This is a genomic window from Halomonas sp. DP3Y7-2, assembly GCF_019800795.1.
GTDB lineage: Bacteria > Pseudomonadota > Gammaproteobacteria > Pseudomonadales > Halomonadaceae > Halomonas > Halomonas litopenaei_A.
This window is the reverse complement of record NZ_JAHVKJ010000004.1, coordinates 106,705-121,033: the sequence shown is the minus strand read 5'-3', so window position 1 is coordinate 121,033 and position 14,329 is coordinate 106,705. Positions and strand designations below refer to the sequence as shown.

The window sequence follows — 14,329 nt, the reverse complement described above, 5'->3', positions numbered from 1 at the left end:
CCGCTAGCGGCGCGGTCTGGCCGCTAGCGGGTAGCGCAACCGCTCAGACGGTGGGCTGGGCCACCAGCGAGCGGGTTTCTTCCTTGGCTTCGGTCAGGGCGACACGCACGCTGTCGCCGAGCTTGAAGCGCTCTTCACCTTCGATCTGGATGCGGCCTTCCTTGTCGTCCACCACCACCTTGTCGCGGTCAGCGTGCATCAGCGGAGCCGGGACGAAGGCGGTCGCGCCATTGGCGGTCAGGCGCACGCGCATGCCGCCGCGGTTGATCGCGATGATCTCGGCCTCGAACACATCTTGCTGCTTGGCCGCCGGGGTCAGGTAGCGCACGTACAGCCAATCCTTGACGTCACGTTCCGCGAGGCGGTTGAGACGACGACGCTCGGTCAGCTGTTCGGTCAGCTCGATGCTGGCTTCCTTGGGGGCCTGCTCGCCCTTGAGCACGCGCTTGATCAGGCGATGGTTGACCATGTCGCCGTACTTGCGGATCGGGGAGGTCCAGGTGGCATAGGCGGCCAGTCCCAGGCCAAAGTGCGGACCCGGCTGGGCCGACATGGCGGTGAAGCCCTGGAACTTGCGCAGGCGGGCATCCAGCCAGGCGTCATCGCGACTTTCCAGCGCGCGCTTGAGCTCCTTGTAGCGGGACAGGTCGGTCAGCGCCTCACGTTCGACGCTGATGTCCTGGGTCTCCAGGAAGCTCTGGGCGGCCTCGGCCTTGTCGTCCTCGAAGGCACGATGGACGTTGAAGATGCCATGACCAACCTTGTCGGCAAGCAGCGCCGCGCAGCACGCATTGGCGGCGATCATCGATTCTTCGATCATGCGGTTGGCGATGCGCCGCTCTTCGGTGCGGATCGCCAGCACGTTACCGGCCTCGTCCAGGTCGAAGACATAGTCGGGACGGTCCTTGAACACCAGGGCGTGCTCCTGGCGCCAGCGAGTGCGTGCCTCGGTCAGATCACGCAGGGCCTTGAGCTGATCGCCGATGGACGCTTCAGGTGCCCACTCGCCCTGGCCCTCGAGCCAGTCAGAGACGTTGTCGTAGACCAGGCGAGCCTGTGAACGCGCGGTGGCAGCGAAGAACTGATAGTCACCGAGGCTGCCATCGGCGTTGACGTCCAGGCGACAGGCCAGCACCGGGCGTTCCTGGCCCTCGTGCAGCGAGCACAGATCATCGGCCAGCTGCTCGGGCAGCATGGTGACGTTCTGGCCCGGCAGGTAGACGGTGAAGGCACGAGTGCGGGCCTCGAGGTCGGCGGCGTGGCCTTCCTCCACGTAGGCGGTGGGGTCGGCGATGGCTACCGACAGGCGCCAGCCGCCGTCCTCGCGGACTTCGACGCGCAGGGCGTCGTCCATGTCGCGGGTCTTCTCGCCGTCGATGGTGAAGAACGGCTCCGCGGTCAGGTCCTCACGGGTGAGCCCTTCGTCGCGTAGCGGCCAGTCGGTGCCGGCGTCGGGGCATTCCTGCTCGAGGGCATGGCGGGCCAGGGTGACGCGCCACGGCACGGCGGGGTCGTCGGTCTTGGCCACCAGTTCGTCGATCTGGGTGAAGAAGGCGCGGTCATCCGGCTTGAGCGGGTGGCGCACCAGTCGTGCTACGACCCAGTCCCCATCGCCGATGGTGTTTTCGTCCAGGCTGCGCTTGATGCGCGCCTTGAGGGCGGTCTTGATCGACGGGTGGTCGGGCACCACCGCCAGGCGGCCCTCGCGCAGCTGCACTCGGGCAACGAAGCGCTCCATGTTGCTTTCGATCAAGGTGTCGGGTTCGACCGACTTGCGCTCACCTTCTTCGTGCAGCACCGCCTCGACGCGATCGCCGTGCAGCACCTTCTTCATCGCGGGAGGTGGCACAAAGTAGGACGCACCATCATCGGTTTCGAGAAAACCGAAGCCTTTTTCGGTGGCTTTGATGACACCCGTGACACGGGGGGTGTTATCGCGGATCTGTTGCTTGAGCTGAGCCAGCAAGGCGTTGTTCTGCAGCATGGTCACGATCGAGTGGCGGGAATAAGGGGGCCACTATACGGATTGTTCGCGCGGCGGCCAAACCCCTTGCTCGGTGACAACGGGAAATCAAGATCTTGTGGGTACTTATCGGCCCTTGCCGACACGCTGACAAGAGCAGGGGCCTCCTTTCGCGCCCTGCTGGATACCTCGGGCGGGGTGTTGAGTGGCATCTCCCTTCGCCGTGAAATGCACAGTCAGGGTTCGACCAATGTGGTACTAGATTGGTATTCAATTGGTCTTCATGTGGAGCTATATTGGTCCTATTAGCTCCGAGGACCTGACCGCCATGGATTCACGATTCGATCGTCTAAGACTTGATGGAACGCTGGCCACCCCCCTGTATCGGCAGCTGGCGAATGAGCTGGAGGCCGCGATTCGCGGAGGCGAGTGGCGTGCCGGCGAAGCCTTGCCATCCGAACGCAACCTGGCCGAAGCGCTGGGTGTGTCCAGAATTACCGCCCGCAAGGCCCTTGATCAGCTGGAAACGACGGGCCTGATTCGACGGGATCGCGGTTCTGGCACCTTTATCCGGCCTAGCATGGACCAGTCTCTGACGCGCCTGACCAGCTTCAGCGAGATGTTGACCAGGCGGGGGTTTCAGCCTCGCTCGGAGTGGATCGCACGTGAGCGTTGCCAGCCCGGCAGTGAGGAGAACCTTCGCCTCGGGCTGTCCAGCAACGCCCAGGTGTCACGGCTCAAGCGTCTGCGCCTTGCCGACGATGTGGTGATGGCGGTCGAAGAAAGCTGCCTGCCGGTCACGGTGTTGCCCAACCCCATGGATGTGGACGTGTCCCTCTACCGCTGGCTGGAGGATGCCGGTACGCCGATCGTCCGCGCGCGCCAGCAGGTGACGGCGGTCAATGCCGATGCCGAGCTGGCCGCCCTGGCCCAGGTAGCACCAGGGCAAGCGCTGCTCAAGGTCACCCGTCTGGGGTTTCTCGCCGACGACACTCCTGCCGAGTTAAGCGTTACTTACTGTCGCACTGACTACTACGACTTCACCGTTGAGCTTGTCCGCTAGGAGGTGTCCATGACGATCGCTGCTACCCGCTTGAGCGGCAATATATTGACCCCGGAGGGCTGGTTGCTGGGTCACATGCGGCTGGAAGATGGCCGCATTGCCGCGATAGAAGGTCGCCCCGTCGACCCTGAGCAAGACGATGCTCCGCGGCTGATCCCGGGATTCATTGACCTGCACGTGCATGGCGGCGGCGGCGCGGACGCGATGGAGGGGGCCGCCTCGGTGGCGACCCTGGCACGCACTCACCTGCGCTTTGGGACGACCAGCCTGCTGGCGACGACCATGACCGCCACTCCGGCACAGGTCCGCGCAGTGCTGCGGGAGATCTCGACCTACATGCGTGAGCCGGAGCCCCAGGCATCGCGAGTCCTGGGCGTGCATCTCGAAGGACCCTACATCAACCCTGGCAAGCTCGGTGCCCAGCCGGCCCATGCCCAGGTCGCCAGCGTGGCCGAGATGGACGAGTTGCTGGCGCTGGCCCCGATCCTGGTGGTCACACTGGCCGCCGAGATCAGCGGCCATGGTGAGGTGATTCGTCACCTCAGCGAACAGGGCGTCAAGGTTCAGCTGGGCCACACCCTGGGCAGCTACGAGGACGGGGTGGAAGCCTTGGCACATGGCGCCTGTGGCTTTACCCACCTGTTCAATGCCATGACCGGGCTGCATCACCGCAAGCCCGGCATGGCCGGTGCTGCGCTAGCCCACGCTGAGTATGCCGAGATCATCCCGGATCTGTTGCACGTTCATCCTGGGGCTATTCGCACTGCGCTTCGCTGTATCCCGCGTCTGTATGCGGTGACCGACTCCACCGCGGCGGCAGGCATGCCCGATGGCGACTACCGCCTGGGAAGCCAGACGGTCTCCAAGTGCCTGGGCGGTGTGCGCCTGGCAGACGGCACCCTGGCGGGCAGCACGCTGACGATGGATCAGGCGCTGCGCAACTTCGTCGGTCTCGGCCTCAGTCTGGCCGAGGCCTCGGATCGCTTGTCGCGTTTTCCCGCCGACTTTCTAGGGCGCACCGACGTGGGCCGCCTGGAGGTTGGCGCGCGCGCCGATGTCGTCACGCTCGATCCCCAGTTAACGCTTTCGGCTGTCCACCTGGATGGTCATCTGGTGTCAGGAGACCCCCATGTCACTCATGCTTGAAGAGGCGCTGAATGCGCCGGAACGACTGCGCGGCCAGCTGGCGCGTAACCAGACCCTGCTGCGCGATCTGGGGGAGCGGCTGCGCCATGAAGCGCCCAGCGCTGCCGTGACGGTGGCGCGGGGCAGCTCGGATCACGCCGCCAGCTATCTGGCCTATCTGTGCATGCAGGCCCGGGGGATACCGGTGGCATCGCTGCCGCCCTCCCTGTCGACGCTTGCACGCACCCCCTGGAAGCTTCAGGGACAGCTATCCATTGCCATTTCCCAGTCGGGCCAGAGCCCCGATCTAGTGGTCAGCCAGCGCGCTCTGAAGCAGGGAGGCGCTACCACTCTGGCCTTGGTCAACACCGCTGAATCGCCACTTGGGCAGGCCAGCGATATCGAGATACCGCTGTTCGCCGGAGAAGAACGCAGCGTGGCAGCCACCAAGAGCTTCCTGGCGACCCTGAGTGCTGGGGCCCAGTTGCTGGCGCACTGGAACGAGAGTGCCATGCTGCTGGGCGCACTCAACGAGCTTCCCGATCGGTTGGTAGAGGCTGCCGCTCAGGACTGGAGCCCTGCCGTGGAAGCGCTCAAGGATGTCGATCGCTTGATGGTGATTGGACGTGGCGCCGGCCTGGGGATCGCCCAGGAGGCCGCGCTCAAGTTCAAGGAAACCTGCGGTATCCAAGCCGAGCCGTTCAGCGGAGCTGAGGTCAAGCATGGGCCGATGGCGTTGATCGAGCCCGGCTACCCGGTGCTGGTGTTCGCTCCCCCAGGCGCCGAGCAGGCCGGTCTGCTGGAGCTGGCAGAATGGCTGGAAGGCGTCGGGGCCAAGGTGCTGCTCGCCGCTGACGAGAGGGTGGCCCGGCGACAGCTGACGCTGACCGGCACCAGCCATGAGGCCCTTGAGCCGCTGTCCGTCATTCAGAGCTTCTATCCGATGGTGGCACGTCTCGCCGAGGCGAGGGGGATCGATCCTGATCAGCCCCGTCACCTGCGCAAGGTGACCTGCACGGTCTAGCGCGATCCCTTCCACCCAAGCGTCCTCTCCTCAATGACAACGATACGGAGCAGATCATGGTTTTGAGCAATGTCACCCTGGTGGCGCCGGTCAAGGGGGTGGTGGTCCCCCTGGCCGACGTCCCGGATCCCGTGTTCGCCGAGGGCAGTCTCGGCCAGGGCATCGCCCTGGACCCGCTAGGCGGGTGCTTGCATGCCCCCTGTGACGGCGAAGTGGTTCAGTCTGCTCGCACCCATCATGCGTTTACCATCAGGAGTGATGAGGGCATCGAGGTCCTGGTGCACCTTGGACTCGACACCGTGATGCTCGAAGGTCGTGGTATCGAGGCCTGCGTGACCCAGGGGCAACGGGTACAGGCAGGCGAACCTCTGTGTTACTTCGACCTGGACCAGCTGGCCTGCGACGCTGCCTCGTTGGTGACGCCCATGGTCGTGCTGGATAGCGGTGAGCGCCAGTGGGTCGAGCTGGAGCTGCGTGCCGGCGATATCGTACAGCGAGGGGAACCACTGATCGTGCTGGGCCCGGCAAGGCCAGCGGTGGCCGGCGGCGTCGCTGGCGTTGAGCCGGCGGGGCCAAAGCTCGAGCGCACGGTGACGCTGGCCATTGAAGCGGGACTGCACGCACGTCCGGCGGCCAGGCTCAGGGCGATTGCCCGCGACCACCAGGTCGTCATGAGCCTGGGTGCCAAGGCGCGCACCGCGAGCTCCGGCAGTGTCAGCGCACTGATGAATCTTGGGCTTGAGTGTGGCGATGCGGTGCAGATCAAGGTGGAAGGGGCCAACGCTGAGGCGGCAATGGCCAGTGCTGTTGCCCTGCTGACCACAGCAGAAGGCCATGGCGCCGGTGAGATTCAGCAGGCGGCCCCCGCTGCAGGGGAGCTGGAATCTGGACAGTTAGGGGGCCTGACAGCCAGTCGCGGGATGGCCAGTGGGCCGCTTTCGGTGTTGAGCGTCAGGTTGCCTGAGGTGCCGCTTGAAGGTCACGGTCGTCAGGTGGAGTGTCCACGCTTGATGGCGGCGCTGGAGCAGGTAGGGGCGCAGCTTGAGGCGTCCAGGACACGCGCCTTGCGTGAAGGCCAGCAGGCCGAAGCTGAGGTGTTCGAAGCCCATCAGGCGTGGTTGGAAGATCCGGACCTGGTGGCATCGGCGGTCAGCAGGCTGGAAGAGGGGCTCAGTCCGGGGCAAGCCTGGCGTGAAGCCCTGGACGCAGAAGCCGACCGCCTTCGCGCCACCGGCAACGCCATCTTGATCGGTCGCATCGCTGACCTGAAAGACCTTCAGCGTCAAGTGATGCTGACCTTCAGTGATGGCCCGTCAACGGCCCTGGGGGAGCTGCCGGCAGACGCCATTGTCGTGGCCGATGACCTCACTCCCTCATCCTTCGTCGAGCTGTGCCAGCATGATCCGGCGGGGCTCTGCCTGGCGGCGGGCGGTACCACCTCCCACGTAGCGATCATGGCCCGCGCCCGGGGCGTGCCCTGTCTGGTGGCCATGGGCGGCGCGCTGCTTGAGGCAGCCGATGCCCATCACGGCAGCACGGTAGTGCTGGATGCCGACAAGGGGCGGCTGGAGCTGACGCCTGACCAGCCTCGTTGCGAACAGGTGGTGAAGGAGATCGCCGTCCGGGCCGCCCGCGCCGAAGAAGAACGCAGCCAGGCACACCTGGAAGTGGTGACCCGCGATAGCCGCATGGTAGAGGTCGCCGCCAATATCGGCAGCGCCGAAGAGGCCCGCCAGGCAAGCGCCAGTGGGGCGGATGGTGTCGGCCTGATGCGCAGCGAGTTTCTGTTCCTGGGGCGGGACTCGGCGCCCAGCGAAGCACAGCAGCGTGAGGAATATCAGGCCAGCGTTGATGCCCTGGGCGCCAAGCCAGTGATCATCCGCACCCTGGATATCGGCGCCGACAAGCAGCTGCCGTACCTGACGCTGCCGTCGTCACCCAACCCTGCCCTCGGGGTCCGCGGCATGCGCCTGTGGCAGTCTCACCCTGAATTGCTGGATACCCAGCTACGCGCCTTGCTGGGGGTCAAGCCGCTGCGTCATCTGCGCATCATGGTGCCGATGGTCAGCGATGCCAGCGAGCTCGAATGGGTGCGCGAGCGCATGGAGGCAATGGCGGCCGACATGCGCCTGACCGAACTGCCGCTGCTGGGAGCGATGATCGAAGTACCCAGTGCGGCGCTATGTTCCGCCGCCATGGCCAAGGTGGCTGACTTTCTGTCGATCGGTACCAACGATCTGACCCAGTATGGGCTGGCCATGGATCGCGAGGATGCGCTGCTGGCGGCCCGGGCGGATGTGCTTCACCCCGGCGTGCTGCGACTGATTCAGGCGACCCTGGCGGGCACCGGGGGGCGCTGCCCGGTGGGAGTGTGCGGAGCGGCAGCCGGCGATGAGCTTGCGGGTCCTCTGCTGGTGGCCATGGGCGTCTCCGAGCTATCGGTGGAGCCTGCCAGCGTAGCGGCGGTGAAGGCGCGCTTGCGACGCCTGGATGCCAGCGTGATCGCGCGCGAAATCGATACCCTGCTGGCGATGCCAGACGCTGCATCGGTGCGCCATGCACTGACGCAACTGGTAGAGGCCGCGCTGGTCGCCGAGACACCTTCCGAGAGGATCATGACATGACAAGCTCACTGGGCTCACGCCTGATGGCTGCGCTGCAGCTGCTGGGGCGTTCGTTGATGCTGCCGATCGCCGTCTTGCCGGTCGCCGGCCTGCTGCTGCGGCTGGGGCAGCCTGACCTTCTCGACATTGCCTTTGTGGCCAGCGCTGGCCAGGCGATCTTCGCCAACCTGGCGCTGATCTTTGCCATCGGACTGGCCGTCGGCTTTGCCGACGACAGCAATGGTGCTGCGGGCCTTGCCGGGGTCATCGGCTATCTGGTGCTGGATGCGGTGCTGGAAAGTCTCAACCCCGAGATCAACATGGGAGTGCTGGCGGGTATCATCATGGGTACCGTCGCGGGGCTACTGTACAACCGCTTCCAGGCCATCAAGCTACCCGACTATCTGGCGTTTTTTGGTGGTCGGCGTTTCGTCCCCATCGCCACCGGCCTTGCTGGCGTGGTACTGGGCATCGCCTTTGGTTGGGGCTGGCCGCCAATACAGCACGCCATCGACACCCTTGGCCATTGGCTGATTGACGCTGGCGCTTTCGGCAAGTTTGTCTACGGCGCACTCAATCGCCTGTTGATCGTCACCGGCCTGCACCACGTCCTCAACAGCTTTGTGTGGTTTGTCTTCGGCAGCTTTGGCGACGCCACCGGCGATCTCAATCGCTTCTTTGCCGGAGATCCGTCTGCCGGTGGCTTCATGGCGGGCTTCTTCCCGGTGATGATGTTTGGCCTGCCGGCGGCGGCACTGGCCATGTACCACACCGCCGACAAGGGACGTCGGGCCCAGGTCGGAGGGCTGTTGCTATCACTGGCACTGACCGCCTTCCTGACCGGGGTGACGGAACCCATCGAGTTCACCTTCATGTTCCTGGCACCGCTGCTCTACGCCTTCCATGCGGTGATGACCGGTCTCAGCATGGCCATCATGCAGTGGCTCGACGTCAAGCTGGGCTTTACCTTCTCCGCCGGGGCCTTCGACTATGCCCTGTCCTACGGTCTGTCGACCAATGGATGGATGATGTTGCCGGTCGGCGTGGTCATCGGGCTTGTCTACTACGGCCTGTTCCGTTGGGCGATTGTGCGGTTTGACCTGCCCACGCCGGGACGCGAGCCGCTGACGCAGGACCCCCAGATGAGCGCCGCCGAACTCGGTGAGCGTGGTCCCGCCTTTACCACCGCCCTTGGAGGGGCGGCCAACCTCGAAGCGGTGGGGGCCTGTACCACCCGTCTGAGGCTGGTACTGAAACAGCCGGACCAGATCGACGAGGCAGCGCTGAAGGCACTGGGGTCTCGTGGTGTGTTGCGACTGGGTGGGGGCGGTGTGCAGGTGATCCTGGGCCCTATCGCCGACACCGTCGCCGACGAGATTCGTGCGGCCATGGCGGCTCAGGGGCAGACGCCCCCAGTGGGGGCTGATCCCGCCGAGGTCGTGGTCGCACAGAAGGTGTCCACCCCGACAAGCCTCAACGATGAGCAGGTAGCAGCCTGGCGCCGAGCCCTGGGAGGAAGTGACAACATCCGCGCGCTGGACGTTCGCGCAGCGACTCGCCTGCGTCTGGCGGTCCGTCACGATAGCGAGCTGGATGAGCAGGCCTTGGCCCAGCTGGGCTGCCACGGTGTGCTAAGGGTGGCAGAGGGGGTCTGGCATCTGGTGGTCGGCAAGGATGCGGACGCTCTGGCCGTGGGCCTGCGTGAGGCAGGCGTGGTGCCCAACTGAGCACGTCTCCCAGGAGACCTTGGCGAAGCACCCTACGCAACGGCATGCCGAGAGGCGTGCCGTTGCTCTTTCATATGTTGCTTGCAAGACGCTGTCCCTTTGTGTCGCCGGTCGATGGTGTAGACTGCTGCGATCCCTGGCCCGATCCACTTGCAACGTCCTGGAGCCTTTATGCAGCCACACTTGATCGTGTCCGACCTTGACGGCACCTTGCTGGGTGCCGATCACGACCTGGCCGCGCTGACCATTGATACCCTGCGTGCGTTGGCCGGGGAGGGGCATCGGCTGTGCCTCGCCTCAGGCAGACACCACCGGGATATGATCGGTTTTCGCGATCGACTGGGTGGGGCGGCACACATCATATCCAGCAACGGTGCCTGGACCCTGGATGCTGCCGGGCAGTGTGTGCGGTCTGCGCACCTGCGGCCGGAACAGGTGGAAATGCTGCTGGGCCTTCCCCGGCCGTCAGAGGTACGCCTTAATATGTACCGCGAGGATGCCTGGTTGATCGACGATCATGCCCCTGGTCTGCTGGCCCTGCATGAAGCGACTGGCTTCGAGTACCAGGTGGCGCCAACGGAGCGAATGGAGGTGCAGGGTGTAGGCAAGGTGCTCTACATCGGCGAGCCTCGTCTGCTGGCCACCATTGAAGCGGCCGCACGGGAGGCAGCAGGCGATGCCTTGCACATCACCTATTCGATGAGTCACTCGCTCGAAATCATGGCGGCAGGGGTCAACAAGGGCAGTGCCGTGTCTGCGCTGCTCGACGATCTGGGGATTCCTGCAGAGCGCTGCCTGGCCTTTGGCGACAACCTCAATGACCTGGAAATGCTGAGCCTTGCGGGCGAAGCCCACGTCATGGCCAACGCCCATCCCCAGCTGGCGCAGGATCTGCCCGGGGCGACAGTGATCGGCCATCACGCCGAAGAAGGGGTGGCGCGCTGCCTGCGCCGTCGCTTCGGGCTCGCGGATGAGCGGCACGGCTAGTTGCCGAGCCGGCCCCACCAATGCCCCAGACATGCCCCTGACGCTGGCCTCGCACCGGCCTTGGCGCCCAGCATGAACAGTCACATAGCCTCGGATCACTTCTCAGGAGCGTCGGATGAACGGATACGACCCGCTGTTTCTCGACCGTCACGTGCGCGACACGATGGCCTTTTACCACCCCAGGGCGATCGATCCCCACGGTGGTTTCTTTCACTACCTGCGCGATGATGGCAGCGTCTATGACGCGGAGCATCGTCATCTGGTGTCGAGCGCGCGCTATGTCGTCACCTATGCGCGGTTTGCGCTGCACAGCGGTCAATCCGAGTATCTGCACTGGGCGCGCCACGGGCTTGCCTATCTGGAGAAGGCCCACTTTCAGACGCGCCATCAGGGCTATGCCTGGACGCTACGAGATGGCAAGCCTGAGGACACCACCCATCATTGCTACGGTCTGGCCTTCGTGCTGCTGGCCTATGCCGAGGCCTACCGGGCGGGGATTGCCGAGGCCTACGCAGGCATTGGTCGGGTTCACCGAATGCTGCAGCAGCACTTCTGGGAGCCCCAGTGGCAGCGTTTTGCCGATGAAGCGGATGAGCGTTGGCGCCTGAAGGACTACCGGGGCCAGAATGCCAACATGCATGGTTGCGAAGCGCTGATCGCAGCCTACGAGGCCACGTCTGAAACCCGCTATCTGGATCAGGCCTTGGCCATCGCGCGCTCGATCATCGGCATCAACCGCAAGCATCCCCATGGGTGGATATGGGAGCACTACGATCAGCAGTGGAACCCTGACCTCGACTACAACCGGCAGGACCCCAAGCACCTGTTCCGCCCCTGGGGGTATCAGGTGGGTCACCAGACCGAGTGGGCCAAGCTGCTGGTGTTGCTGTCCCGTTACCGCGACGACGCCTGGCTGATACCTACCGCAGAGCGGCTATTCAGCAGTGCCTGTGAAGCCGGCTGGGACAAGCAGCATGGCGGTCTGGTGTATGGATGCGATCTGGATGGCAAGGTATGTGACGGCGACAAGTACTTCTGGGTACAGGCAGAGAGCTTCGCCACGGCTGCGGTGCTGTGGGAAGTCACCGGCAAGGGCTGCTACCAGCGCTGGTATCAGCGCCTGTGGGAGTACAGCTGGCAGCATATGATGGATCATCGACACGGTGCCTGGTATCGCATCCTGTCTGCGGACAACCGCCGCTACGATGACGCCAAGAGCCCGGCCGGCAAGGTGGACTATCACACCATGGGTGCCTGTCAGGAGGTGATGGGCGTGCTGGCACGGCGCGAAGGTGGGTGAACAGAACCCACGGGGCCAGGCGTCGCTTGGCCCCGTGGGTCCGGTAGAGTGGTGGTTTGTAAGGTGATTCAGGCGTCCTTGTTGGGCGCCTCCATGCGTCTTAGCTGGCGCCACAGGTCGCGGCGAAGGTCGGCCAAACGGGGCCGCTGCTCCGGGCTGAACGTCAGCGGCCGTACCAGGCGCTGGGTCCTAAGCCCCAGCCGAGCGCCGAGCAGACCCACGCCAAGGCCCTGGGCGGCGCGGGCCGAAAGGCGCCCGGCCAGATCCAGTGACAGCATCTGCACGCTGGCGTCGGTGGCGAGCTCGGTGGCGCCTGCAAAGGCCATCTGATACAGCACGCTGCGCAGCAGCTTGAGCCTGGCTGCGTAGCCCAGCTCCAGCCCGTAGAGTCGACACAACCGGTCCACCATCGCCAGGTGGCGCCATGCCACCAGGGTCATGTCCACCAGGGTCATCGGGCTGACGGCGACCATGACCGCGGTTTCTCCGCTCATTCGCGATATCAGGCGCTGGGCCTCTCTATCTCTCGGCGCCAGCAAGTGGTGCGCCACCAGCTGCTGAAGGTCCTGGCCATCATGGTGCGCTTCTCGCGCCGCCTCGAAGGCATGCCAGTGGGGGTCGTCATCGCCTAGAGCGAGCTGAGTCTTGAGGCGCCGAGCCAGCGCCAGTGCCTGTTTGGGCGAGCGCTCATGCATCTGCGCCAGGGCCAGACGCAGCTGATCGTGGCGCTTCAATCGCTTCAGACGAAACAGCTCACGCATCAGCGCCATTCCGCCAAGTCCAATGGCCGTCAGTCCCAGCAGCTGCCAGCCGGTCGCCAGCAGGTCTCCCCCAGCAAGAGTCTGGGGCACGCCGGTCACCAGTTCGGCAGCGCCAAGGCCGGTAGTGGCGAGCAGCACCGTCACCAGTCCCCAGCGGCGTTTGCGAGGGCGTCCAAGGGTGCCCGCCAAGTCCACCCGATCGTCGTCGGCAGTGGCTGGCGGGGTGGGCGTCAGCGCCCGGCTGTCGACTCCTTCATCGAAGCGCTGGCCAGGCCTGGGGTCATGGAAAGAGCCGATGGTGGCGTCATCCTGCTCGGCAAAGCGCACCGAGGGGCGCGGGTCGTTCGGCGAGTCCTGGGTCATCTGAGCTTGTCTCCGAGTAGCCAATCCAGCGCCAGATCCATGCGGATGTGGGGCAGGGCTCCTGCCGTCACCGGTTGCGGCCTGAAGGCGGTAAAGTCGAATCCCTGACGTTCCCAGAAGGCAGGGTCTGGAAGCCGGCCTGGCACCTCTCCCGGGAAGGTCAGCAGCGACTCGCCGTCCAGGGTGGTGCCCCTGAGGGCCGGCGATGTACGTCCCTGATGGGTGACCTCACGCGCCTCGGTGGCGCGAATGGAGGCCAGCGACAGTGCCTTGACCGGAATATCGGCGTACTTGAGATTTTTCAGGGGTTCCGCGAGCAGTGCCTCCAGTAGGCTGACAAGCCTGGCATGCTGATCCGGCGTGACATGGTCCGCCTTGGTCGCGGCAATGGCCAGGCGATCGATGCGCGGTGTGAACAGGCGGCTGAACAGGCTGCGCCTGCCGTAGTTGAAACTCTGCATCAGTTGCTGCAACGCCTGGGACAGGTCCTCGAAACGTTCAGGGCCGGCGTTGAGGGCGCCCAGCACGTCGACCAGCACGATCTGGCGGTCGAATCGACGGAAGTGATCGCGGTAGAACGGCTTGACGATATGTTGCTGATAGTGGGCAAAGCGGCGTGCCAGCGTCCGATACACGCTCGACTCAGGCAAGCGTTCCAGGGTCTCGGCTGAGTGACTGTCAAGACCGGGCAGCGGAAAGAACTGCAGCACGGGGGCGCCGGCCAGCTCTCCGGGCAGCAGGAAACGCCCTGGCTGAAGGTGCGAAAAGCCCGCCTCACGGGCGGCGCGCAGTCCGCTGGCATACTGCTCGCTGATATCGGCGAGGAGAGCTTCATCCGCCTCCTGTGCGATGTCGAGTTGATCGACGCAGGCCTGCCAAGGCGCCAGCATGGCCCGTCGTGCCGGGCCGGCGCTCTCCTGCATGGCTTGCCATTGGGCCATGCTCCAGCTGGCAAAGGTGTGATCCAGCAGAGGCAGGTCCAGCAGCCATTCCCCCGGATAATCGAACAGGTCCAGGGTCAGCTCCGCGTTGTCGGCGCTGAACCAGGATTGGCGCTGCGGACGGTAGCGAATGGTCAGGCGTAGCTCGCTGATGCCGCGGGTGGGCTCTGGCCAGCGCGGTGGAATCTGTTCCAGGCTGGCGCGAGCCTGGTCGAAAGGAAAGCGGGGCACGCCCAGGTCTCTTTGGGCCACCCGCTGGGCGCCCAGCAGACGGCCCTCACGGCTGGCAGCAAGCAAGTCCAGGCGCGCTTCCAGGCCAGCATGGCGCAGCTGATCCACCAGCGAAGTAAGGAAGGCTGTCTTGCCCGCCCGAGACAGGCCGGTGACCGCCAGGCGTAGCTGGCGGTCTCGGCCACGTTCGATCAGATCCATCAGATCACGGGTCAGGTCCGTGGGCATTGCGGCTCCATCC

The 14,329-nt window shown here is 65.0% G+C and carries 10 protein-coding genes; 7 read left to right on the top strand and 3 right to left on the bottom strand.

Going from position 1 to position 14,329, the window contains the following annotated elements; all coding sequences use genetic code 11:
- Positions 1-43: 43 nt before the first annotated feature.
- The gene (locus KUV45_RS05190) at positions 44-1,984 is read right to left on the bottom strand and encodes an exoribonuclease II (protein ID WP_222164252.1); all 1,941 of its coding nucleotides are present in this window, start codon (positions 1,982-1,984) and stop codon (positions 44-46) included.
- A gap of 307 nt (positions 1,985-2,291) precedes the next feature.
- Between KUV45_RS05190 and KUV45_RS05185 the strand changes: the two genes are divergently transcribed.
- The 7 genes from KUV45_RS05185 to KUV45_RS05155 all read left to right on the top strand — a co-directional run bounded on the left by KUV45_RS05185 (position 2,292) and on the right by KUV45_RS05155 (position 11,792).
- Entirely contained in the window at positions 2,292-3,026 is a 735-nt protein-coding gene (locus KUV45_RS05185; RefSeq protein WP_206944413.1) for a GntR family transcriptional regulator, read from the top strand.
- 9 nt (positions 3,027-3,035) lie between these two features.
- Positions 3,036-4,172, top strand: coding sequence for an N-acetylglucosamine-6-phosphate deacetylase (nagA, locus tag KUV45_RS05180; RefSeq protein WP_222164251.1), 1,137 nt, complete (start codon positions 3,036-3,038; stop codon positions 4,170-4,172).
- On the top strand, positions 4,156-5,175 hold the full coding sequence (locus tag KUV45_RS05175; protein WP_206944409.1) for an SIS domain-containing protein: 1,020 nt from the start codon (positions 4,156-4,158) through the stop codon (positions 5,173-5,175). The genes nagA and KUV45_RS05175 overlap by 17 nt, the downstream gene beginning before the upstream one ends.
- Before the next feature lie 56 nt (positions 5,176-5,231).
- Positions 5,232-7,799: a phosphoenolpyruvate--protein phosphotransferase gene (gene ptsP, locus KUV45_RS05170; protein ID WP_222164250.1), complete on the top strand. Its 2,568-nt coding sequence runs from the start codon at positions 5,232-5,234 to the stop codon at positions 7,797-7,799.
- Entirely contained in the window at positions 7,796-9,505 is a 1,710-nt protein-coding gene (nagE, locus tag KUV45_RS05165) for an N-acetylglucosamine-specific PTS transporter subunit IIBC (protein WP_222164249.1), read from the top strand. Before ptsP ends, nagE begins: the two co-directional genes overlap by 4 nt.
- A gap of 171 nt (positions 9,506-9,676) precedes the next feature.
- Positions 9,677-10,492 (top strand): Cof-type HAD-IIB family hydrolase, encoded by an 816-nt coding sequence (locus KUV45_RS05160; RefSeq protein ID WP_206944403.1) that lies wholly within the window; start codon positions 9,677-9,679, stop codon positions 10,490-10,492.
- A 115-nt stretch (positions 10,493-10,607) separates the two neighbouring features.
- Positions 10,608-11,792 (top strand): AGE family epimerase/isomerase, encoded by a 1,185-nt coding sequence (locus tag KUV45_RS05155; RefSeq protein WP_222164248.1) that lies wholly within the window; start codon positions 10,608-10,610, stop codon positions 11,790-11,792.
- Between the two features lie 68 nt (positions 11,793-11,860).
- Here the strand turns inward: KUV45_RS05155 and KUV45_RS05150 are convergent, their stop codons facing one another.
- Complete coding sequence (locus tag KUV45_RS05150; protein ID WP_222164247.1) at positions 11,861-12,916, bottom strand: YcjF family protein; 1,056 nt, start codon at positions 12,914-12,916, stop codon at positions 11,861-11,863.
- The gene (locus KUV45_RS05145) at positions 12,913-14,316 is read right to left on the bottom strand and encodes a YcjX family protein (RefSeq protein WP_222164246.1); all 1,404 of its coding nucleotides are present in this window, start codon (positions 14,314-14,316) and stop codon (positions 12,913-12,915) included. The genes KUV45_RS05150 and KUV45_RS05145 overlap by 4 nt, the downstream gene beginning before the upstream one ends.
- Positions 14,317-14,329: the final 13 nt, after the last annotated feature.